This window comes from Geoanaerobacter pelophilus (assembly GCF_018476885.1).
Lineage (GTDB): Bacteria > Desulfobacterota > Desulfuromonadia > Geobacterales > DSM-12255 > Geoanaerobacter > Geoanaerobacter pelophilus.
This window is the reverse complement of record NZ_JAHCVJ010000001.1, coordinates 803288-825842: the sequence shown is the minus strand read 5'-3', so window position 1 is coordinate 825842 and position 22555 is coordinate 803288. Positions and strand designations below refer to the sequence as shown.

Genomic DNA, 22555 nt, shown 5'->3' with positions numbered 1-22555 from the left:
CTAGGTCCGCAGTTGACAAATTGAGCCAGTTCCTTTCTCTCGGGAGAATAGATGTTGCCTAAAAGGGGTGGCCTTGATAGTTCCTGGTTATGCCTGACTGCAATAGCCATAATCGGGCTCGCTTTCCGGGCCGCATCATACGGGAATTTCCTGAACCCTAACGGCGGGTTCTGGTTTGACGGTCCTGATCCGTACGACCACCTTAGAAGGATCTTCCTGGGGGTAAAGTCTTTTCCTACCATCCCGTCCTTTGACAGTTATGCCGCTTATCCCAAAGGTCTGGGACAGATATGGTCGCCCCTTTACGATTATCTGTTGTCGGCAATAGCGCTTCTCTTCGGCGGCTCTGATGCCGTTATCCAGACCGTCGGGTTTTTGGCAAACCCGGTGTATACTGTGGCGACACTGATTCTCACCTTTCTGGTGTCCGCTCGATTATTAAACAGTAAAATTTCCGGATTGGCGGCGGCCTTCACTGTGGCGGTATTTCCGGGACACATCGCTTATACTCATGCAGCAAAGCTCGATCATCACGTCTGGGAGCCGCTTGCCATCCTGACGCTGGTCTCCTTCTCGTTTCTCGGCAGGAAAGAGACCTTCGAAGGGCGGAAAGCCGCGCTTGCCTCTCTGGCCTTTCCCCTCACGATACTGATGTGGCGGGGAGCCACGCTCTTCTGGGGGATACTTTTTCTGTATCTGCTGCTCCGGGGAAGGATGGAATATGCCAGGGGAAGGACCAGCTACCTGTACGAGTCTATTGTGGCCTGTTTTGGTGGCGCTGTATGGGTAAGTCTTGTTTGTCTGTTCAATACCTGGGGCTCCTCAGGGTTTTCGTACGGAATCGTCTCGTGGTTTCATGTGTGCGTGCTAGTCCAGTTTGCCCTTGTCCTGACAATCCTCGGCACAGCCGGTTCTGTTTCGGCCTTGGCCAAACGGTTGGCTGGGATAGCTCTGCTGGTGGGGGTGGCAATGCTGTTCCCGCCGGTCAGGACCCTGGGGTATGAAATCCTTTCCGGTCTCAGTTTCATCGGCGGAAGCGATTCCTGGCTCGACTCCATCGGCGAGCAGCAGAGTCTGTTTCGTTGGGGGGTAGCCGGTTTTTTCAGGTTTGTCACCCTGTTGTGGGTCGCTCTGCCAGTTGCGGTGATCCTGGCTTTCAGGGAATGGCGGCAGGGTGGTACTCGCGACATGAACCTGCTGGCTCTCATGGTGTGGGGAACCGGGATGTTGCCGTTGCTTCGTCTGCGGTACTCGGTCGTGCTTTCAATACCGGTTGCCCTGGGTACGGCTTATCTCTTCGGGAAGATCTGGCATCGATGGCCGCAGATCCGGCATCGGGTGGCTGCCTGTGGAGGCATTTTGCTTTGTCTTGCACCGGCCGGGCAAGACTACCGCTCTTTCCTGACCTTTGCCAGCCCTCCAGTGGTTGTCACAGGCGAGTATGGCAAGGGAGGGGTCTTCGAGTGGTTGAAGAACAACACTCCAGTCACTTCATATTACGATTGTCCGCTAACGGTGCCAGAATACGGCATTCTCGCGTCTTGGGGGTTGGGGTCGAAGCTTTACTACCTGGCACACCGCCCCTCAGTTGCCACGGCATTCGGCTGGGAGGCCCATGGGATCTACGAGATCTCAGGATTCCTAACGACTGGGAACCCAGCGATTGCCTATGATATTGCGACCAGGAATCGGGCCCGATACATACTGATACGGGACGAGGACTATAACTTCGAATTCGGGATCGCCAAGGACGGTGTGAAAAAGGGTAAACTCCCTCCGGGAACAGTCAGTGTCCCTGACCCGGACGGATCGGTCTATCAGCGGTTGAAATACTTCGACGGCTCTGCCATAAGCTCAAAGGTTAGGTTCCTGCCTGCTCTGGGTAACTACCGGCTGGTACACGAATCTTCGGAGCAGTTTGACACGCCGGTAATGCCGGTAAGCCACTACAAGGTCTTCGAAGTCGTTCCGGGGGCAATGGCGAAAGGCGTCTGCCTTCCCGGAGATCCGGTCACGCTCACGCTTTCGTTGCGCACCTCTACCGGTCGCACCGTGCCGTTTTCCGACAGGACAGAGGCCGACGCTGCCGGCAGATTTTCATTTCGGGTTCCGTACGCGACCGGAACTCGTCAGGGAGATACGGTCCCGTTGGGGAAGTATGCCGTGTCTTGCGGCAGGCAATCGAGTTATTCGTTCGCCGTATCTGAAGAAATGATAGTCCGCGGGGGTACGGTTTCTCTGGCCAAATAGGTCAGTGCCCAAAAACCTTCAACAATCAAGGATAGATCATGATAAATGGTAAAAAAATAGTTGTTGTGCTTCCGGCATACAATGCATCGAAGACCCTGGAAAAGACCTACAGCGAGATCCCGCTTGAATTCGTGGATGATCTGGTCCTTGTTGACGATGCCAGCAAGGACGATACTGCGGCAGTGGCGCGCAACTTAGGGATTAATACCATTGTTCACGAGCAGAACAAGGGGTATGGTGGCAACCAGAAAACTTGTTATCGGGCTGCCCTCGATCTTGGTGCGGACATCGTGGTAATGCTGCACCCGGATTACCAGTACACTCCCAAACTGGTCACCGCCATGGCGTCGATGATCGCCTTTGGCGAGTTTGATGCCGTTCTTGCTTCAAGGATTCTTGGTGTAGGCGCGCTGAAGGGTGGTATGCCGCTGTATAAATACATCTCAAACCGCTTTCTCACTTTCGTGGAAAATCTCCTGCTCGGCCAGAAACTGTCGGAGTATCACACCGGATACCGAGCCTTTTCCCGTGAGGTCCTGGAACGATTGCCACTTGATGCCAATTCCGACGATTTTGTGTTTGACAACCAGATGCTTGCCCAGATTGTCTGGTACGGTTACCGGATCGGCGAGGTAAGCTGTCCGACGAAATATTTCCCCGAGGCCTCGTCAATCAATTTCTTGCGCAGCGTAAAATACGGGTGCGGCGTACTAATGACTGCCGTTGAGTTTAGGCTCGCCCTCCTTGGCCTGATTTCTCCCGAACGTTTGCCGCGTTTGCGTTGATTTCATGGGTTGCTGAATTGAAATCTACTTTGAAAACCGATATGCGGCAAATGATGCTCCTTAGTGTTGTCTGCCTGATCTGCCTCATTCCATTTATCGGCAAACCACTGCATATTGATGATCCTCTCTATGTCTGGACTGCGAAACAAATCGCTGTTGCCCCGACTGATTTTTACGGCTACCGCATCAACTGGGACTGGGGTGTTGAACTCCCGGCATCGGACATCATCAAAAACCCGCCGGGGATGTCGTATCTTCTGGCCCTGGCAGGGGTTGCCGGCAACTGGAGCGAGACATGGCTCCATCTGCTCGTGGTCGTCATCTCGCTTTTTCTCATTCTCGGCACCTACTGCCTAGCACGTGAGCTTGAGGCCGATCCGCTTGTCGCTGCACTGGTCACTCTCTGTACTCCCCTGTTTATGATGTCAGCCACCGTCGTGATGGGAGATATCCTGATGGCGACGAGTTGGCTCTGGGCGGTTTTTTTCTGGATCAGGGGTGGGCGCACAAGCTCCCATGCCTGTCTTGTCGTTGCGGCACTGTTGGTCTCGGTCTCGTTCTTCACAAAGTACTTCGGAATCTGCCTCGTCCCGCTGCTTCTGTGCTACCAGTTGATCAAGCGGAAAAACCTGGCACTCTGTCTTCCCTATCTGCTGTTGCCGGTTCTCGCAGTTGTGGTTTACCAACTGTGGACCGCCGGACTGTACGGGCGGGGGCTGCTGTTCGATGCCGCGCGTTTCTCCGTTGCCAGCAAAGGGGGGAAACTCAGCCTGTTCGGGCAAGGGTTCGTCTGTCTCGTTTTTACCGGCGGCGGCATGCTTTCGCTGGTATCGCTCTTGCCGCTCGTCCCAGGAGCGAGGAAGGCCTGTTCCTGCCTCTTCGTCCTGTTCTTGGTGATCTCATCCGTGCTGTTCTTGCAGGGGGGATATGCTGGCCGTCCCTTTGCCGGTCCGGAAGGGTTTCAGTGGCTCCAGTTGCTGCATGCCGCTTTATTCGGTGCTGTCGGCACCGCTCTTATAGCTCTTCTCTTGTGGGCAGTCATTGTTGATCGATCTGCCGAAACCCTGTTCCTGGTGCTCTGGATTGCGGGGACGCTGGTTTTTACCGCATACCTTAACTGGACCATAAGCGGCCGCAACCTGCTCCCCAGCCTGCCGGCCGTGGGGATCCTTGCGGGACGGTTATTGCCCGTAACCGTCAATTCTCGATCCCCGGTGCTCAGGTATGGTTTCTTTGGTCCAGTACTGCTCCTCTCTCTCATGGTTGCATGGGGTGACAAGAGCCATGCCGAATCAGCAAGACTCGCCGCTGTCCGAGCCGGCAGTCTCAAGACCTCAGCTTCGCAAAAGCTCTATTTCCAGGGACACTGGGGGTTTCAGTATTATCTGCAGCTTCTTGGTGGTGTCCCGGCGGATACACGCAATATGGCCGGAAACAGGGGTGATGTCCTGGCAATCCCTGCCAACAACAGCTTTACCAGAATGCCGGATATGAACGCCGTAGATCTGCTCGAGACCGTTACCTACCGGGCCGGCCAGTTAGTTTCGGTCATGAATCCGGCAGCTGGTGCAGGCTATTATGCGTCAGCCCGCGGCCCTCTGCCGTACCTTTTCGCGAAAAAGCATGATGAAACGTATTATGTCTTCAGGTACAGGTAGGACATGAACAAGGAACGCCTTTCACTGCGGACAATCCTGCTGCTCTGCACGGTGTGCTTGCTCGGGTTTTTCCTGAGAACGGCTTGCTACCGGAATTTCATCCAGCCCAACGGAGGGTTCTGCTTTTACAGTCCAGATCCGTACGACCACCTGCGGCGGATCGTCCTCGGCGTAAAGTCATTCCCCCTCGTGCCTTCATTCGACAGTTATGCCGCATACCCCAAAGGGCTGGGGCAGATCTGGTCGCCGCTATTTGATTATCTGCTCTCAGCGTTTTCCCTCATCTTCGGCGGTTCAGATACAGTTGTCGAGCAGATCGGTTTTTTTGCCAATCCGGTCTTGAGCGTTGCCACCATTGCTGCGACATTCCTCATAGCCCGCAAGTCCTTTGGCAACAAGAACGCAGCCATTCTGGCCGCCTTTGTCGTGGCCGCGTCGCCTGGGCACATCTCCTATACCCTGGCGCCGAAACTTGATCACCATGTCCTGGAACCGATGGTAATCCTGATTCTTTACTCTTTCACCTTTCTCGGTACAGAGGGTCGCCTGTCGGTCCGGGAGTCACTTGCGGCCATTTCCGCGTTTCCGCTTACGATTCTCATGTGGCGGGGAGCCACGTTGTTCTGGGCATACCTTTTCATCTACCTGTTAATCCGGGGAGCCTTGGAGAGCGCCAGAGGCAACAGGAGGTGCCTTGATGACTATACAAAGGTCTTTCTGGGGGCCGCCGCAATCATTGCCGTGATATGCGTTGCCGATCCGTGGCGGACCTCTGCCAGGTTTTCTTTCAATATTGTCTCCTGGTTCCATGTCGTGGCGCTGGCCTTTTGCGCCCTGCTCCTGCAGTTCCTCGGAACTAGTGGTTCCGTCAAAATCTTTTGCCGGCGTTTCTTCTTTTTGCTGGCCCTTTTGCCGACGGCCCTCTTGTTTCCCTTTGTCAGGTCGTTCGGGACTGAGATCCTCTCCGGAATCAGTTTTATTGGTGGAACCCACGACTCATGGCTCGAATCGATACCCGAGCAGCAGTTCTTTTTCGTCTGGGGCTTCTGGTATGGGGTCATTGGTACCGTGACCCTGCTCTGGTTTCTGATCCCGCCGGCAGTGGTCCTGTCGTTTCGCGAATGGCGCCAGGGTGGGTTTCGCAATGGCACTCTCCTGGCGGTTGCTGTCTGGGGCGCAGGGATGTTTCCTTTGGTAAAACTCAGGTATTCCGGTGTGATGGCGATCCCGGTGGCCTTGGCTTCTGCCTGGCTTTTCAGCTGGGCATGGGTTAGATGGCATGCTGTCCTGCCTCGAATCGCTCTGGCCTCTCTGGCTCCCATCCTCCTTATTCCGGGATATAAGGGGTATGTGAGCAATGTGACCTTTACCAATTCTCCGATAACCAGGGTCGGCGAGTACGGCAGATCAGGTGTGTTCGAATGGATTCGCAAAAACACCCCTCAGACGTCCTACTACTTGAATCCTCAAAGGGAGCCGGAGTACGGCATCCTTGCCCCGTGGCGGTTCGGTGCCAAGCTCTATTACCTTGCGCAAAGGCCTTCAGTTACCACTGCTTTCGGCTGGGAAGCCCACGGGCTCTATGAAATCGGCGGGTTCATGGCTACGGATAAACTCGAGGTTGCGGCACAAATTGCATCTTTAAACAGAGTACGATACTTGCTGGCAGTGCCCGACGAATTCGCCCCATATTACCGGTTGGCGGCAGACGGGGTACGGAAGGGAGTTCTCCCGGCTGAGACCCTGGGGACGGTTGACGGAACCGGATCCATGCTGCAGCGTCTGGCCACACATGACGGGTCTTCATATCCCATGGGGGGGGGGTATGTAACGGCATCGCAGCGATATCGCTTGGTGTATGAGACACCTAACCCTGCAGACATGGGGGCTGAGAACAGTTTCTACAAGGTGTTTGAGGTGGTTCCTGGTGCCGTCATCTACGGCAGATGCGGTGCCGGTAATGCCGTCGGACTGGAAATGCCTCTACGTACCTCGTCAGGCAGGCTTCTTCGCTACACTGACAGGGCTATCACCAATGAGCAGGGCGAGTTTTTGTTCAGGGTTCCATATGCAACCGACGTTCGCCAAGGTGACACCCTCCCTCTGGATAGTTACTCCTTGTCCTGTTCTGGCGGGGCCTTGCGAAAAGTCTCGGTTCCGGAGCAGGCGATAGCATCAGGGCTGACAATTACAAGATAATAAGGCGATAAAAGGAGAGATATGACAATGAAGAATCCTCAAGTGCTGGTGATAATGGGGAGTGACTCCGATCTTCCGGTCATGGAAGAGACCTCCAAGATTCTGAAACAATTCGGGGTAACATTCGAGATGAGAGTTTCATCCGCTCATCGCTCTCCGCAGAGGACGGCAGAACTGGCAGCCGGGGCGGCAAAACGTGAGGTAAAGGTAATAATTGCTGCTGCCGGGATGGCGGCGCATCTGGCTGGGGTAATCGCTGCAGAGACAACACTGCCGGTTATCGGGGTGCCGATCGGTGGCGGTCCGCTTAATGGCGTAGATGCCCTGTATGCGATGGTGCAGATGCCAGGGGGGATTCCGGTGGCAACGATGGCCATAGGCAAGGCCGGCGCAAAAAATGCCGGGATACTGGCGGTACAGATGCTTGCCCTTGCGAATCCTGGGCTTGCAGAACAATTATCTGCCTATAAATCGCAGCTTTCTGAAGAAGTGGCGGAGAAGGATGCTGCTCTCCAGGTAAAATTGACGGCGGGGATTTCTTCTTGAGAGACAACACGCCGTAGCAGCATTAAACGGTTTTCCCTTGACAACGCGCGGTTGCTGTATTAGTTTCCTTTCAAAATTTTCATCTCAGGGAAAAGGGGGAATATTTAATGAAGACCATCGTTGCTTTGTTCGCAGTAGTTGCCTTTGCCGGAACCGCCTTTGGTGCAGATGTCATCGAAATGAAAAAAGGCGTCAAGTTCAATCACAAGGCTCACCAGGCTTCTGTTGGTGATTGCAAGAAATGCCATGAAAAAGGGCCGGGCAAGATCGCTGGATTTGGCAAGGAAATGGCTCACGCCAAGGGTTGCAAGGGATGCCACGCTGAGCTGAAGAAGGGGCCCACAAGCTGCAAGGATTGCCATAAATAATTACGCTTTTTGACAGTTTTTTTATTAAAGGGATAACGGCTAGTTCGTTGTCCCTTTTGTTTTTATATGGTTATAAAGCAAGTCTTTTTTGCCCGCAAAATAGATTGTAATTGTTTTAGTGATTCCTGTATAATCACCCGTTGTTTGGCGGTATGCACATAACTGGTACTTAAGGAGTAAATCTTGACAACGAATAACAAAGGCTTTCTACAGTCACTCTGGGATTTCTTCTGTTCACTCAAGCTGGCAATTTCCCTTATTATTGCTCTTGCCGTCACGTCGATCATCGGGACCGTGATTCCACAGGCTCCGAACATTCCCGAGCAATACATCCAATCACTGAGCCAGACAAAGCTCCAGCTCTATGAAAAGCTCGGTTTTTTCGACATGTACCACTCGTGGTGGTACATTCTGCTCCTCTATCTTTTTACCGTAAACCTGGTAGCATGCTCAATGAAAAGGCTCCCCAGGGTATGGAAGACGGTTACCGAGCCGAGCCTGACCCTTGATGAAGGGCTGGAAAAATCTCTGTCTTTGACTCGCGACCTTAAGCTGAAGGGTGGACTTGCCTCGTTGAAGGATGGGCTTGCCGGTTTTCTTTCCAAGGAGTTTTCTTCCCCTGTTGTAACGGAAAAAGATGGCGAAGTGCATCTTTATGCTCAGAAAAACCCCTGGTGTCGCCTTGGTGTTTATGTTGTTCATTTAAGCATTGTCATCATCTTTATCGGGGCTATCGTCGGATCGTTATTTGGCTACAAAGGATGGGTGCAGATAACTGAAGGCACAAGCGAATCAAAGGTTCTTGGCCGCAATAACAAGACAATCGACCTTGGTTTTGCCGTAAAGCTTGAAAAATTTTCGGTCGCTTTTTATGAGACCGGCGCTCCCAAAGAGTTCAAGAGTATCCTCACTGTGCTTGAGAACGGTAAGCCGGTTTCGGGTTATGTCAATATTCCGATAGTCGTCAATGATCCGCTGACCTACAAGGGAATAACTTTCTACCAGTCCAGCTACGGCCCTGCAGGCGAGGGTGGGACTTTTTTCTTTACCGTCAAGGATAGAAAGGGTGGGGCGCCCATAAAGATTACCGCTCGGCAGGGAGAGTCTGTTCAGCTCCCTGGAGGACGGACCATGCATGTTACCGAGTCTACTCAGGATGTGCGCCAGTTTATCCCGCAGATGTCGGGGCCCGCAGCCCGGATTGAAGTTCACTCACCAGGCAAACAGCCGGACAGCTTTATTGTGTTCCGCAATTTCCCGAAACTGGATGAGGATCGCGGGGGCGACTTGATCTTCTCTTATGACGGCTCAGATGAGAAGTTTTATACCGGACTGCAGGTTGCGAAGGATCCGGGAGTGTGGGTGGTCTGGTTTGGCTGCACTCTTATGGTCATCGGGATAATAATGGCCTTTTTCATGTCGCATAAACGAATTTGGGTCAGGATCTCGTCCAATGGTCGGGTTGTAGTTGCCGGCAGTGCAAGCAAGAATCAGCCGGCCTTTCAAGGTGCTTTTGAAGAGCTCACTGCTAAGATGGAAAAACTTTAACGCTCGAAAATCAGGCTTAATTGCCGCTGTTTCTGACTCAAGACTATCAACGATTTACGATTCCGGAGGATACAATCGATGTCCAGTTCTATGCTGTTCAATGTCACAACGATAGTTTACATGATATCTATGATTGTCTTTTTTGCCTTTCTTGCCACCAAAAACAAACAGATCGGTTTGGTTGGCAGCTGGGCGGCTTATGCCGGCTGGATTGTTCAGTCTGCTGCCATACTCCTGCGCTGGAAAGAGTCCTACGACATGGGGGTCGGCCATGCGCCTCTCTCCAATCTCTATGAGTCCGTGGTCTTTTTTTCCTGGACGATCATTCTTATCTACGGAATTATCGAGGTAAAGTACAAGTACCGAGTTATCGGTGCGTTTGTTGTCCCTTTTGCGCTTCTTGGCATGGCATGGGCTCAGCTTGGCCTCAATAGTGGGATAGAGCCACTGGTTCCAGCTCTTCAGAGCAACTGGCTCCTTTACCATGTTATCACATGCTTCCTTGGGTATGCTGCGTTTGCTGTGGCTTGCGGAATTTCAATCATGTACCTGATCAAGGAGCGTCAGGAATCATCAGATGGAGACTCTCCAGCTGGGGGTATTTTCTCGATGTTCCCGGCAATAAGAGTGCTCGATGATCTTAATTACAAGGCGATTATGATCGGATTCCCCTTGCTTACCTTGGGAATTGTGACTGGTGCTGCTTGGGCCAACTATGCTTGGGGTACCTATTGGAGTTGGGACCCTAAAGAAACATGGTCTCTCATCGTCTGGTTTGTATATGCGGCTTTTCTTCATGCAAGAATTACCCGTGGCTGGGTTGGGAGAAGGGCGGCAATCCTATCTATTGTCGGCTTTGCCGCAACTATTTTCTGCTATCTTGGGGTTAACTTGTTTCTCTCAGGGCTACATAGTTACGGAAAATAATATCTGCCATTTGTTGTTCAAGCGCGGTGATCTCACCGCGCTTTTTTTTCAACTATCAGCCGAATTGTTGATAGGATTGCAGTGGTTGTGGAAGCCTGAAATAACAACATTTGATCTAATTAGAAAGGCCTTTTATGGGATGTCGCAAGAAGGGCGTTTTCCTTGTTCTGCTGCTTCAGATGCTTTTGCCGGCAAGTCTCCACGCTGCTATGCAGTTAATTTATCCAGCAGAGAAAAGCTGGGTCTATCGCTCAGATTATCTTATCGTAAAGACCAACGATTCTTCTATTTCCGGGATCAAGTTAACTGTAAATGGGGTTGATTCTGAAATTTTGCAGATTTCATCATCTGACTATCGCAAACTGTTTCAGGATATTCTTATTGTGCAGCCGGTTTGGGATGCCGGAAAGAATACTCTCCTGATTGAGGGTTACAATGGCGGTCAGAAGGTGCAAAGTATTGCAACGGAAATCTTCTACAACCCTTTAGGGGATAGATCCTTAGTCCCGCAAGAATTTATTGAGACCACTTTGCATAGTGCCGAAAATGAGAAAATTTGTGCTATTTGCCATGTCATGACAGCGTCGAGTGATAAAAAAGCTTCACAGAATCCAGCTTCCAGCCCTTGCGCTACTTGTCATCAGAAATTAGTTAAGGTTAAGTATCCACATGAACCGGCAGTAAATTTTTCTTGCCAATATTGTCACGTAAAAACTGATAAGCCCCGGCACGGAACGGCAAGGCGTGACTCTACTCTTTGTGTAGAGTGTCATTCGGATAAGACTGATGAGATTAAGAAGAATACTTTCAAGCATGGTCCGGTGGCTGCAGGTTATTGTGAGATATGTCATGATGCGCATGGCAGTGACTTCCCTGGGTTTATGCGTCGGCCAATCAACGAGGTTTGTCTCTCCTGCCACGAAAAGATTGGCAAGGGGCCTCATGTCCTCCGGAATACTTCGCAAAAAGGCCATCCCCTTTCCGGGAAAAACGACATTTCTCCTAAAAGAAAAGGCAAGGAACTGTCTTGTGTTTCCTGCCATGACCCTCATGGTGGTGTAGTAAGGTATTTTCTGCAGAGTCGCAAAGAGGAAAGAATGGCTTTGTGTCAGTTCTGTCATAATAAATAGCTTTAATGCTCATAACTCAAAAGGAGGAGTACCACGATGCGTTTGCTTATTCTGATCTGCCTGTTAATCGTTTGTTGTGCCGGCGGGACTTTACTTGGGGGCTGCGCCGCAACTACGCAGATCGCTCCGGTTAAGGCAGAACGGTATTTTTGGCCACCACTGCCGGATACCCCACGTATTGAGTTTATAGGCGCCTATACCGGAACCGACTCATTCAAAAAGAAAGAGGGTTTCATGGACCTTCTTCTTGGCGAGGAGGCTGGTGGCGTGATGTTGGATGCCCCTGTCTATGTAACTGCGGACGGCTTAGGCAAGGTTTATGTTGTCGACCAGCGATCGCGCGGTGTTTATCTGTTCGACCTGAAGGCACGTACTGCGGCTCTGTTCGGAGGTGAGGGTTCGAGCAGTATCCTGACGCGGGGCACTGGCATCGCAGTAGATGGTAATGGCAATGTTTATGTGGGGGATTCGCAGTTCCAGAAGATATTTGTATTGGACAAGACTGGTAAGGTAACTGCGGTTTGGGATGCTTCGAAGTATGTAAAGTCGATTGCTGGGATAGAGGTCGATAAGTCGAGAAAGAGACTGGTTTTGGCTGATGTTGGTGGCCACAGGATTGTTTTATTCGGGCTTGACGGCTCATACATCGATTCAGTTGGAAAGAGAGGGCAGGGTGACGGAGAGTTCAACTTCCCCACTGCTGTGGCAGTCGATAGGGAAGGGAATATCATTGTCAGCGATTCACTGAACTCCAGGGTCCAAAGGTTTAGTTCTGACCTCAAGTTCATTAATAAATTTGGGAAACGAGGCGATGGGCTCGGAGAGATGGGGGTAATCAAAGGGGTGGCTGTTGATTCTGAAGGACACATTTATGTGACCGACGGAAAGATGAACAAGATCATGATCTTCAATGATCAGGGTGATTGTCTGCTGCAATTCGGAGGCAGGTATGTTGCCGGCCCTGGCATCTCTATCGGTCCAGGCGGCTTCCAGACCCCGCAAGGAATTTACGTCGATCAGAACGATACCGTATACGTGGCCGACCAGTTGAATTCTCGGTTCCAAGTCTATCAGTACATGAATGAAAAATACGTTAGGGAAAACCCGTATTAGCCGGGGCTGGCTATTCGGTTAAATGGCCGTGAAAATACCAGAAGTAATAGTTAATTCACAATTGATGTCAGCGATATTTCATGTAGTGTAAAAATTTTATTTAATGATATTAACATGTTGTGTGTATGGATGCAGTTTGGCACAAGAGGTGCTTATAAGTTAACAATTACTTGCTGGTGCTCAGTGTTTTAACGCTTGATAAGCGCTAGTGTTCACGAAACTGTTTTTCACGACTGCGCCAGACGCAGAAAAAAAGAAAGGAAGGAAAGAAACATGAAAAAGCAAATCGTATTACTCGCAGCAGTAGCATTGGCAGCAGCAGCAACATCGGCATTCGGCCTCGGTTCCATCGTCGGTACTGCCCACGACCTGAAGGGTACTTACGGCACGAAAAACCAGGGTGCAGACGAAATCTGCATCTACTGCCACACCCCGCATAATCCGGTACAGGCAATCCCCCTCTGGAACAGGAACAATCCTTCAGGCGCCGGCTTCACCCTCTACAAGACTAGCCCGACTCTGACCGCCGCTACACAAGCAGCTGCATTTAACGACAGCAGCGTTTCCCTCTTCTGCATGAGCTGCCATGACGGCGTAACTAAGCTTGGCAACATCAAGAACGCCATGGGCCACGACATGAGCGGTTCCGAAGTTATCTCCAATACTAATAACGATCGTCTTGGCACCAACCTCAGCAACTCTCACCCGGTAGGGTTTGACTATGCTTCCGCTCAGAGCACTGATGCTACTCTTCATCCGATTGCTTCTGCAGCAGCCAGCCTCGGAACCGTTTCCGGTGGTAGCTTCCCGTTCTTCAACAACGCTCTTGGTACAGGCACCATGATGGAGTGCGCCAGCTGTCACAAGGTTCATGATGACGAGTACGGCAAGTTCCTCCGCAAAGCCAATACTAACAGTGCTCTTTGTCTTGCTTGCCACAAGAAGTAATTGCTTGATTTAAGATGAAGCTGAGGGGGATGGGAAACCATCCCCCTTTTTTTTGCTTCAAATTTTTGACAGTAATAAGGGAAACCTACCGGATTATTGATTGCTAATAGTTTTGTCTTGACATCTTTTCCCTTCACTGATAATAATCACGTCTCCGTCTATTGACTGAGTCCGGGTTAAATCACCTCTTCATTGCTCCGTAAATACCGTTAATTATTGAGGAGTGTTAATATTGCGGTGCTATCTAATGACCGGTATACTGCGTGTGACGGGCTCTGAAGTGTTTTGTCGGAAATTTGACATGGCTGGGTACAACAGTTGCATTAATTGGATAAAGATTACGTTACGTAAGCTCTCAGTTATGAGTCCGCGATTATGCCCATGGCAAAAAACCATATAGGGAATCAATGTTGATTATGTGGAAACATGGTATTGCGTCGTTGACTGTGCTTGGTACCTTGCTTTTGGGTATCGTCTTGATGTTGCCAGGACGTGCTCTTGCCAAGATTTCGGGCGAAGTTGAAGTTTCCTATGATGATTATCATATCAAGGATAGCCATTCCGATATTGCCAAAAGTGCACTTTTTCAGCGATATACGATTCTATATGATAAAAAAGGCCGACTCGGTAAATTTGGCAATTACGGCTTTAATCTCGGCTATGAATGGGGTGCGCTCAATGTCTCCCAATCTGATAAGGGAGAGGATTCCAATTCATCTATAAAAAAGGGCCATCTTCTTTATGGCGCCGAGTACGCTTATAATAGCAGGACTCTGCCGTTGAACATTTCATTATTCAGTCGCGATCTAACTAGAATATCAAACAGTGGTGTTAGTATTAATTCTCTTGATTCGATCAATGGGATCAACATCATTCCTACGGTGACTACTCCAGAACTTCAAGGAGGGACAAAGATCACCTCTGGGGCAAAAATCGTTTTCGGCGAGATGTCGAGTGATTCGCTGGCCTCGAAATTCCCACGGCTGGTCGAATTGCCGAAAATAATCCTGGATTACCGAGAAAATTACGTTAGTAACCTGAATAGTGCTGCTCCTGAACACTCGCGTACACGGTTATTGAATGCCGGTATCGCTAAGAATTCCCTCTGGTTGACCTATAAAATGCTTGATACTAAGGATTATTTGAGTAAGTCCGATACGTTAGGTCTTTTTTATTCATTGGGTCAGAACACTCAGGAGCAATCATTTCGCCTTGGTACCGTCGACATTGTTGGCGAACGTATCTGGGTTGAGCTTACCAACTGGATTCGGATCTCTGCTGACGGGGTTATGACCAAGACATATGATCCTGCCAGTAAGACCAACTCGTTAACTGACTATACCCTGAACCTCTTTGCCTCGGCTAAGAGAGATAACTGGGATGCTCGATCATTCAATTCGCTTTCGCGGAAGCTTGACGGAAATAATCAGCTGGAGGAGGAGTTGAAGATTCCGCTTTATGTAAGCGGATCTTGGGGGACGGATACTTCTTGGCAGGCCAGGTTCGAGCAGAAAGACCACCGCATCTCAAATTCGGGTTTTGGGTCAAAGGAGCAGTCTTCCTTAGCATCGTTCAGGGTTGAGACTCTAAAGCGCTCGCTTTTTACTCTGACCCCAACAGTTTCCGTGGAGTTGTATAACACCGATATCACCAGGAAACTGGCCTTGCACGGAAGCATTGAGACCTCCAGCACGCGTCGATTTTCCGATAAGCTGGCCCTTAATGCATCGTACACTATAAAAAGCTTTTCCGAGGAAACGTCAAACAATAACTCCAAGCAGCTTACCCAGACACTGGTTGGTAAGGCGATTTACCGCATCAATAACTTGTTGGTTTTCAGCGCTGATCAAAATTTGACAATTAATCTTGGGGCAATTACTGCTACACAGGGAGCAGTCTCGTCATCCGAGAAATTTTCGGATTTCGGTTCCCGAGTTTCCGGGCGTACGGATAGTGTGACCAACGACTATTATCGATCGGTAACAAATGCTAAAATCGCTTGGTCTCCTGGGGAGCGTCTCAGGACAGATGCGCAGGCCACGGTGGATGTCTATGGGGTAAAGGGCGGTGATCTAGACTCGATTATGACGCTCACCGGGAGTATCAATTACTCATTGCCCCAATATGCGGTGGGTGCGAACACCCGTTACTCTCGACGGACTATCGGTTCTATATCCGGTGATGAGCTTGCTGTGACCGGTTTCGCGCAGGTTGCACCGTCTCCTTATGCTAGTTCGACTCTCAAAGGGACTTACACGAGAATCAACGAATTTGGCAATCTGAAAAATACCTCTGACATTTCTCAACGATTCACCTATATGGTACCAAGTAAAAGATTCAGGGGTACACTCTTTGAGGTGACCCAGCAATCGGCATTCCTGCAAAGTAGCGAATCCCCAATATACGCGAATTTGTATACTACGGCCCGTCAGTTCTCCTTACAGGGCAAATATTTCTTTAACAGTAATCTGTACGCAGCCGCTCTTTCTAGGTATTCGCTTCTCAGTCCCGGTAATGTTTCCGAGTGGATGGGAGGGGCTTCAATTGGCGTCCAGTACAAGTTGCTGCAGGGGAATGTTGAATACTATCAAGGCAAACGGACCGGCAACGACAATCGTACGGAGCGGCGCTTTTCCGCAAACCTGAAAAAGCAGTTCTAGGAGGTTCGTTGTGCTGGTTGCAAACCGGGGAATCCCCGGTTTTTTTATGCCCGCTGACGGAGAATGCACATGTACCCTTCTTGGAGCATTATCATTCCGGTAAAGCCCGGCGGCGAAGTCAAAGCCATCGAGGCGCTTAAGGGGATGGACTATCCGCACCACCTGGTCGAGATAATTGTCAGCGAGGGGTGCCGCCCCAGTTGCCAGAGAAACCGAGCTGCGGCCACCGCTACCGGCGAGCTGTTGTATTTTCTCGACGATGATTCCCAGGTTCGCCCCGACTTCCTGCGCCGGGCTACCACTCATTATGCGGATCGCCATGTTGCGGTTGTTGGCGGACCTTCCTTGACTCCTCCAAGTGATACCCCACTGCAGCAGGCCTTTGGTGCAGCGTTTAGCTCCTTGATCGGCGGGGGAAGCGTCAGGAATAGATACCGGCTAGCGGGAGCCGCCCGGTCAGCAGCTGAGAATGAGCTGATTCTGTGCAATTTGAGTTTCCGGCGAGAGATTTACAGCGGCTGTGGCGGGCTGGATGAGCGTCTTTATCCCAACGAAGAGAACGAATTGATGGATCGAATTCTTCATATGGGATGGGAGCTGATACACGATCCGGAATTGGCTGTCATGAGAAGCCAGCGAAGACGATATGCAGATTTTGTCAGGCAGCTCTTCACTTACGGCCGCGGCAGGGGCGAGCAGACAATAGTTAGCAGGAAGGTTAACTGTGCAAGCCTTGTACCCTCGGCCTTTCTTCTTTATCTTCTGATCGTCCCGTTTCTGGACAACCCTGTTTACACCCTCCCCCTTTTATGTTATGCAGGAACTGTTGCCATAACAGCTTTGTGGGAGGCTTGGCAGCGGAAGATGGCAGTGCTGATTCCGTTTTTGCTATTGGTAATCCCGACGCTCCACCTGTCATACGGAGCCGGCATGGTGGTCGGACTTGCCAGGCCGCGGTTTAGCAAAGCCTCGTCTCAGGCAGAGGTGAAATTACGCCGAGTACAGCTATGAATTTGACGGATGGCCACCTCATTATATGCAAGATAATGGACTAATTATGGACTTGAGTATCGTTATCCCGATTTATAACGAAGTGGAAAACCTTCCGATTCTCCATCAACGAGTTGTCGAGGCCGTCGCAGGTCATGGTTTTTCGTGGGAGCTCATCCTTGTGGACGACGGTTCTACTGATGGCTCCTGGGAATTGATGAAGCAGATGGCTCTCAACGACCCCTCGTGTAAGGTGATCAGGTTTCGGCGCAACTTCGGCCAAACCCCGGCAATGGCTGCTGGGTTTGATGCCGCATCCGGACATGTAGTGGTGCCGATGGATGGCGACCTGCAGAACGATCCTGCCGATATCCCATTACTGCTCGAAAAGATAGCCGAAGGTTATGATGTGGTTTCCGGATGGCGGAAGGACCGTCAGGACACCTTCATCAGTCGCCGACTGCCGTCGGTGATAGCCAATGGACTGATATCCAGGATGACCGGCGTCCACCTCCATGATTATGGGTGCACCTTGAAGGCGTACCGCCGTGAGGTACTCGATGGGATAAACCTTTATGGCGAAATGCATCGGTTTGTCCCGGCGTTGGCCTCCCAGGTTGGTGCCCGGGTGGCGGAACTACCGGTCCGTCACCATCCAAGGATGCACGGAACCAGCAAATACGGGATTTCCCGGACAATGAGGGTCGTGCTGGATCTAATGACGGTTATGTTCCTGCTCAGCTACTCTACCAAGCCAATCCAGCTTTTTGGCAAATGGGGGATCTATTCGTTTGCCGCCGGTTCTGTTACCGGTTGCATCACCATCTACATGAAGATTTTCGAACATATGAGCATGAACCGGAATCCCTTGCTGATACTGACTGCTTTTCTGCTATTCATGGGGGTGCAGTTCATTGCCCTCGGCTTGTTGGGCGAACTCAACGCCCGGACATACTATGAGGCCCAAGGGAAACCGATTTACTCAGTTCGAGAGCGAATCAACTTCAATGGCTGATTCGTCAGTCCGCTTGAAAGTAGCTGTGATTGCCCCCTGTCCTTTCTACATTGACCGGGGGACCCCGCTTCGGATCCGGCGGTTGGCAGAGGCAATGTCCACCGAGTTCGATATTCGGGTCATATCGTTCTTCCAAGGTGAACAAGGATGTTTCCCCTTCCGGATCCACCGGACAGTCCCGCTGCCGCTCACCATCAAGCGCACCGGCGCTAATATGGCAAAACTGCTGTATGATATCCTGTTGCTCTGGACCGTATTGCGCGTGGTGCGGGAGGAGCGGATCAGGGTCATAGACGGGCATCTGCATGAAGGGGCTCTTATCGGGATAATTGTCAGGCTGCTCACTGGAGCGCGGGTGATCTATAATGCCCACGGCACCTTTGTCCCGGAGTTAATCGCCACCGGGACTATTTCAGCAGCATCGCCTCTGATCAAGCCGCTGGCAAAATTTGAGCGATGGATCGAGCGGAGGGTGGACCGGATCGTAGCGCAATCGATTCTGCGGCGCGACGAGTTTATTGCGGCCGGTCATGATGCCGATAAGATCGTGCTGGTTGAGGATGTCCCGGAACTCGATTCCTTTTATCTGCATGATGAGCAGGTTGACCGGGAACTGGAGCGGCGCCTTCGCCCCAACAACGAAAAGCTCCTGATCTATTCCGGAGGGATGGAAGAGTATCAGGGGGTAGATTTTCTCCTAGAGGCGTTTCGCCGGGTTGTCGATCAACGTGATGACGTGCGTTTGGTACTGTTCGGCCGGCCTCTTCCCCCATACCGCACCATTGCCGGAGAGTTGGGTATCGCTCATCGGATCTCGTTCGTCGATAACGAGCCGTTTGAACGGTTGCCCCAGTATTTGAAGATCTGCGACATCGGCTTTTGTCTGCGGTTGTACGGCGACAATGTCCCCGGCAAGTTGCCGGTGTATCTCGCCAGCGGCATTGCCGTAATTGGAACCGATATTAAAGGGGTCAACACAGTGGTGACGCATGATTGCAACGGCCTTCTAGTTCCTCCGGGGGATGTTGACGCGCTTGTTGCCGTCATCGACAGGCTTGTCGATATGCCAGAGGATATCAGGCGTCTCGGAGAATCAGGTCGGGCAGAGGCGGTCAGGCGTTACGACCCAGTAGTGGCATATGCTGAACTGGCAAAGGTATATAGGGATCTGATGCAATGACAAACAACTCCAGTCTAGTACCCGGTTCTTTGATTTTAATCACCGGCGGTGCCGGTTTTATCGGCTCCCATACCTGCGATGCCCTGCTTACCAGCGGCTATCGCGTCAGGGTTCTTGATTCGCTCGATCCGCAGGTTCATGGCAAGGAAAGAAAGTTGCCTGCCTGGATCGATCGTCGAGTCGAGTTTTACCAGGGCGATGTTCGGTGTCGCGATGATTTGGCCCGGGCTATAGCAGGGGTGGATGCTATCTGCCATTTTGCGGCACAGACCGGGGTCGGCCAGTCGATGTACGAGATCCACAGCTACTGCGATGTGAATGTCGGCGGCACGGCCATGCTTCTGGATGTCCTGGCCAACAGCGATCACGGAGTTCGCAGGATTATTCTTTCTTCTTCCCGGGCGGTCTATGGCGAAGGTGCCTATCTATGCCCTGCCTGCGGACCGGTTTTCCCGCCGTTACGGAGCAGAGCGGCGCTTGAGGGATCGGAATGGCGGATATTCTGCCCCTCCTGCTGTGAGCCGCTCGAACCGCTCCCCACCGCCGAAGGGAAGCCGCTGGCACCGATTTCCGTCTATGCCGAAACCAAAAGGGTCCAGGAAGAACTACTCAGGATTTTTTCCGCCACCTATGGCATCCCCTCGGTGGTGCTGAGGTATTTTAATGTCTACGGGACCCGGCAGGCGCTCGGGAACCCTTATACCGGTATCGGGGCTATCTTTGTGACTCGCCGACTCTCCGGCAGCCCGATAGCGATCTATGAAGACGGTCTGCAGGGGCGTGACTTCGTCAATGTCCGCGACGTCGTCCAGGCCAACCTGTTGGCTCTGGCTCATGTGACTTCGGGGTGTGATGTCTTCAACATCGGGAGCGGCGAGCGATTGACGGTGCTGGATCTTGCTCGTCACGTCTGCCGGGAGCTGGCAACCCCGGAGGAGTTTCTCTATCAGGGCCAGTTTCGGGTGGGAGATATTCGGGACTGTTTTGCCGATCTCACCAAGAGCCGCTCCGAACTCGGTTATGAACCTGCGGTGCCTTTTGCCGCCGGCGTGGCCGAGTTGGTGTCTTGGGCCCGTGGAGAGCGGCGCGACGATCGACTCGAAGAGGCGGAATCAGCCCTCAGGGTGCGCAATCTCATGTAGGCCGGAAAGGGGTGGTGGTGGCATGTCACACCGGCTGGGCCGCTTATACAGCAGTCTTACTATTGTTCTACTTATTGTTTTTGGAGCCCTGCTTTACTCCGGAACCCTTCATGTCCCGTGGCTCTTTGACGACACCCAGAACATTACGGAAAACCCTATTGCGCACGACCTGACGAAAGCGGTCGCGGGGCTGTTCTCGGTCAGAGGGCTTGCCTACCTCTCCTTTGCACTTAATTATCACTTCGGCGCTCTCGATGTCACCGGTTATCACTTGGTCAATATCACCGTGCATCTCCTAGCTGCCTGTATGGTCTGGCTCTTGGCAAAGCGTGCCTTTGCTAACGGCCAGGAGCAAAGCCGCTTTCTTTTATCTGTCCCGGATTCAGTGATCTTGCCGGCAGCTGCCGCGTTCATTTTCCTGGTTCATCCAATTCAGACCCAAGCCGTCAACTATATTGTGCAGAGAATGACAATCCTTTCGTCGCTCTTCATCCTTGTTGCTCTCTATGCCTACTGTCGGGCCCGCGAGTCTCGCGCCACCTTCTCTGAGGCCGGCTTATATGCACCGACCATCTGGTTTGTCCTGTCGTTGATTGCCATGGTGCTTGCCTGTATGACCAAGCAGAATGCCGTCCTGATCCCTGCGGAAATTTTCCTGTTCGACTGGCTGGTTCTGAGCCGGGGCAGGTTTTCGGCACATGATTGCAGGCGCCTAGTCTATCTCGTGCCCTTCGTGCTCATATCCGTTCTGTTTATTTATCTGCATGTGGGCAAAGACGAACTGGTGCTCAAAGAGGCCGGTCGAGCCGAATACTGGGTGCGCGCAGAGGCTGCTTCTGCCACGCAAAAGCTTGTGCCCGGCCAGCCGCCACTGAAACCTGCCGACCTCGCCAAGCCCAAGAGGGCTGAGACCCCACCGGAAAACCTGCAGTCGCTCTATCTTGCCACTGAAATGACAGTGCTCTGGAAATATTTACGGCTACTGGTCTTGCCGTACGGACAGGTGTTCGACTATGGCTATCCGCTGGTTTCCGATCCGGTTGCTTTGCCGAACGTTGCGGCTGGTGCCGGGCACCTGTTGCTTATTGCTCTGGCGCTGCTGCTGGCCCGACGACGACCGCTGTTGTCTTTCGGGATCTTGTGGTTTTATGTCTCTCTCTCCGTAGAATCTTCGATCATTCCACTTGACGCAATGGTAGAACACCGGCTTTACACGCCGATGCTCGGTTTTGCCGTGGCGGTTACCGATCTTTTCCGATGGTTTTCCGGGAAAAGGGTTGCTCTGGTGCTTCTTTGCATAGTAATAGCTGGTTATGCCTTTGCTACCGTAAAACGCAACCTTCTTTGGTCGGATCCGATAGCATTTGCACTTGACGGCAGGGATAAAGCGCCTCACAACCAACGAAACCACCTGACTCTTGCCACTGCTTACGCCGATGCGGGGAGGTGGGGGGATGCCGAAAATGCTCTCCGTAAGGCGATTCCTGTTCGTCCTTATCATTATGTGCCATACGACAATCTGGGAGTAGCTCTTGCTCAGCAGGGTAAATATAACGAAGCTCGGACCTGGTTCAGTCTCGCTTCGTTGTTGAGTCCAGACTATCCCAATTCTGTTTATAATTACGGCTATGTCTCGCTGCGCCTGGGGGACACTGCTGCCGCGACCCGATCTCTGGAACGGTTAAGGGAGCTTCAGTCGCCATTGGCTACGCAGCTGGGTGCGCAGTTTATGGGCAAGTGATGGCCACGTTTGAACTTTGCCGGCCCGTTCTTTGCGGTTGATTTCAAGTCACCCCGCGTGATAGAGTGTCACAGCTTCGGCGGCGCTACTGTTTGCCAAGCGGTTAGAGTTGGTTTTAATTTTGCATATTATGAAGAAATCGAATCGAACATCGTCGTAACTGCACAGGAGGAAAAAATGTACTTCAGGGTAATACTCAGTGTCTTCAGTCTGCTAATGTATGCGGGAATCGCTCAGGCTGCTCCCTTCGCATATATAGCAAACAATGCCGATAACACGGTATCGGTTCTGGATACTGCCTCCAATCAAGTCACTGCGGTACTGCCTGTGGGCTCGAGCCCCGCTGGAGTGGCTG

At 51.7% G+C, this 22555-nt stretch carries 17 protein-coding genes and 1 pseudogene; all 18 read left to right on the top strand.

All coding sequences use genetic code 11. The features are described 5' to 3' along the window. Window positions 1-51: 51 nt before the first annotated feature. Window positions 52-2250, top strand: coding sequence for an STT3 domain-containing protein (locus KI809_RS03835; RefSeq protein WP_214170167.1), 2199 nt, complete (start codon window positions 52-54; stop codon window positions 2248-2250). A gap of 38 nt (window positions 2251-2288) precedes the next feature. Then, the gene (locus KI809_RS03830) at window positions 2289-3035 is read left to right on the top strand and encodes a glycosyltransferase family 2 protein (RefSeq protein ID WP_214170166.1); all 747 of its coding nucleotides are present in this window, start codon (window positions 2289-2291) and stop codon (window positions 3033-3035) included. A gap of 17 nt (window positions 3036-3052) precedes the next feature. Continuing rightward, window positions 3053-4693 (top strand): ArnT family glycosyltransferase, encoded by a 1641-nt coding sequence (locus KI809_RS03825; protein ID WP_214170165.1) that lies wholly within the window; start codon window positions 3053-3055, stop codon window positions 4691-4693. A 3-nt stretch (window positions 4694-4696) separates the two neighbouring features. Then, entirely contained in the window at window positions 4697-6892 is a 2196-nt protein-coding gene (locus KI809_RS03820; protein WP_214170164.1) for a hypothetical protein, read from the top strand. Window positions 6893-6919: 27 nt separating this feature from the next. After that, complete coding sequence (gene purE, locus KI809_RS03815; RefSeq protein ID WP_214170163.1) at window positions 6920-7438, top strand: 5-(carboxyamino)imidazole ribonucleotide mutase; 519 nt, start codon at window positions 6920-6922, stop codon at window positions 7436-7438. Window positions 7439-7545: 107 nt separating this feature from the next. Then, entirely contained in the window at window positions 7546-7806 is a 261-nt protein-coding gene (locus KI809_RS03810; RefSeq protein ID WP_214170162.1) for a cytochrome c3 family protein, read from the top strand. Between the two features lie 183 nt (window positions 7807-7989). Continuing rightward, the gene (gene resB / locus KI809_RS03805; RefSeq protein WP_214170161.1) at window positions 7990-9354 is read left to right on the top strand and encodes a cytochrome c biogenesis protein ResB; all 1365 of its coding nucleotides are present in this window, start codon (window positions 7990-7992) and stop codon (window positions 9352-9354) included. 78 nt (window positions 9355-9432) lie between these two features. Further along, window positions 9433-10281 carry a c-type cytochrome biogenesis protein CcsB gene (gene ccsB / locus KI809_RS03800; protein ID WP_214170160.1) on the top strand — a complete coding sequence of 283 codons (849 nt, stop codon included), beginning with the start codon at window positions 9433-9435 and terminating at the stop codon, window positions 10279-10281. Between the two features lie 134 nt (window positions 10282-10415). Beyond that, the gene (locus KI809_RS03795; protein WP_214170159.1) at window positions 10416-11411 is read left to right on the top strand and encodes a cytochrome c3 family protein; all 996 of its coding nucleotides are present in this window, start codon (window positions 10416-10418) and stop codon (window positions 11409-11411) included. A gap of 36 nt (window positions 11412-11447) precedes the next feature. Then, the gene (locus KI809_RS03790) at window positions 11448-12524 is read left to right on the top strand and encodes a 6-bladed beta-propeller (RefSeq protein WP_214170158.1); all 1077 of its coding nucleotides are present in this window, start codon (window positions 11448-11450) and stop codon (window positions 12522-12524) included. 273 nt (window positions 12525-12797) lie between these two features. Continuing rightward, a complete protein-coding gene (locus KI809_RS03785) occupies window positions 12798-13472 on the top strand; it encodes a cytochrome c3 family protein (protein ID WP_214170157.1) in 675 nt (224 codons plus the stop codon). Window positions 13473-13879: 407 nt separating this feature from the next. Further along, a complete protein-coding gene (locus KI809_RS03780; protein ID WP_214170156.1) occupies window positions 13880-16132 on the top strand; it encodes a hypothetical protein in 2253 nt (750 codons plus the stop codon). Window positions 16133-16201: 69 nt separating this feature from the next. Further along, the gene (locus KI809_RS03775; protein ID WP_214170155.1) at window positions 16202-17143 is read left to right on the top strand and encodes a glycosyltransferase family 2 protein; all 942 of its coding nucleotides are present in this window, start codon (window positions 16202-16204) and stop codon (window positions 17141-17143) included. A gap of 46 nt (window positions 17144-17189) precedes the next feature. Continuing rightward, window positions 17190-18137 carry a glycosyltransferase family 2 protein gene (locus tag KI809_RS03770; protein ID WP_214170154.1) on the top strand — a complete coding sequence of 316 codons (948 nt, stop codon included), beginning with the start codon at window positions 17190-17192 and terminating at the stop codon, window positions 18135-18137. Then, window positions 18130-19317 carry a glycosyltransferase family 4 protein gene (locus KI809_RS03765; RefSeq protein WP_214170153.1) on the top strand — a complete coding sequence of 396 codons (1188 nt, stop codon included), beginning with the start codon at window positions 18130-18132 and terminating at the stop codon, window positions 19315-19317. The genes KI809_RS03770 and KI809_RS03765 overlap by 8 nt, the downstream gene beginning before the upstream one ends. After that, window positions 19314-20459: an SDR family NAD(P)-dependent oxidoreductase gene (locus tag KI809_RS03760; RefSeq protein WP_214170152.1), complete on the top strand. Its 1146-nt coding sequence runs from the start codon at window positions 19314-19316 to the stop codon at window positions 20457-20459. The genes KI809_RS03765 and KI809_RS03760 overlap by 4 nt, the downstream gene beginning before the upstream one ends. 22 nt (window positions 20460-20481) lie before the next feature. Beyond that, entirely contained in the window at window positions 20482-22200 is a 1719-nt protein-coding gene (locus tag KI809_RS03755) for a tetratricopeptide repeat protein (RefSeq protein ID WP_214170151.1), read from the top strand. A gap of 177 nt (window positions 22201-22377) precedes the next feature. Further along, window positions 22378-22548, top strand: a pseudogene (locus KI809_RS20910) (hypothetical protein); the annotation flags it as partial. Window positions 22549-22555 lie beyond the last annotated feature (7 nt).

What these genes read in the sequence shown, in the direction of transcription:
- KI809_RS03835 (WP_214170167.1), top strand. Translation starts at nt 52, where the DNA reads ATGTTGCCTAAAAGGGGTGGCCTTGATAGTTCCTGGTTATGCCTGACT.
- KI809_RS03830 (WP_214170166.1), top strand. Translation starts at nt 2,289, where the DNA reads ATGATAAATGGTAAAAAAATAGTTGTTGTGCTTCCGGCATACAATGCA.
- KI809_RS03820 (WP_214170164.1), top strand. Translation starts at nt 4,697, where the DNA reads ATGAACAAGGAACGCCTTTCACTGCGGACAATCCTGCTGCTCTGCACG.
- purE (WP_214170163.1), top strand. Translation starts at nt 6,920, where the DNA reads ATGAAGAATCCTCAAGTGCTGGTGATAATGGGGAGTGACTCCGATCTT.
- KI809_RS03810 (WP_214170162.1), top strand. Translation starts at nt 7,546, where the DNA reads ATGAAGACCATCGTTGCTTTGTTCGCAGTAGTTGCCTTTGCCGGAACC.
- ccsB (WP_214170160.1), top strand. Translation starts at nt 9,433, where the DNA reads ATGTCCAGTTCTATGCTGTTCAATGTCACAACGATAGTTTACATGATA.
- KI809_RS03795 (WP_214170159.1), top strand. Translation starts at nt 10,416, where the DNA reads ATGGGATGTCGCAAGAAGGGCGTTTTCCTTGTTCTGCTGCTTCAGATG.
- KI809_RS03790 (WP_214170158.1), top strand. Translation starts at nt 11,448, where the DNA reads ATGCGTTTGCTTATTCTGATCTGCCTGTTAATCGTTTGTTGTGCCGGC.
- KI809_RS03785 (WP_214170157.1), top strand. Translation starts at nt 12,798, where the DNA reads ATGAAAAAGCAAATCGTATTACTCGCAGCAGTAGCATTGGCAGCAGCA.
- KI809_RS03780 (WP_214170156.1), top strand. Translation starts at nt 13,880, where the DNA reads ATGTTGATTATGTGGAAACATGGTATTGCGTCGTTGACTGTGCTTGGT.
- KI809_RS03775 (WP_214170155.1), top strand. Translation starts at nt 16,202, where the DNA reads ATGTACCCTTCTTGGAGCATTATCATTCCGGTAAAGCCCGGCGGCGAA.
- KI809_RS03770 (WP_214170154.1), top strand. Translation starts at nt 17,190, where the DNA reads ATGGACTTGAGTATCGTTATCCCGATTTATAACGAAGTGGAAAACCTT.
- KI809_RS03765 (WP_214170153.1), top strand. Translation starts at nt 18,130, where the DNA reads ATGGCTGATTCGTCAGTCCGCTTGAAAGTAGCTGTGATTGCCCCCTGT.
- KI809_RS03760 (WP_214170152.1), top strand. Translation starts at nt 19,314, where the DNA reads ATGACAAACAACTCCAGTCTAGTACCCGGTTCTTTGATTTTAATCACC.
- KI809_RS03755 (WP_214170151.1), top strand. Translation starts at nt 20,482, where the DNA reads ATGTCACACCGGCTGGGCCGCTTATACAGCAGTCTTACTATTGTTCTA.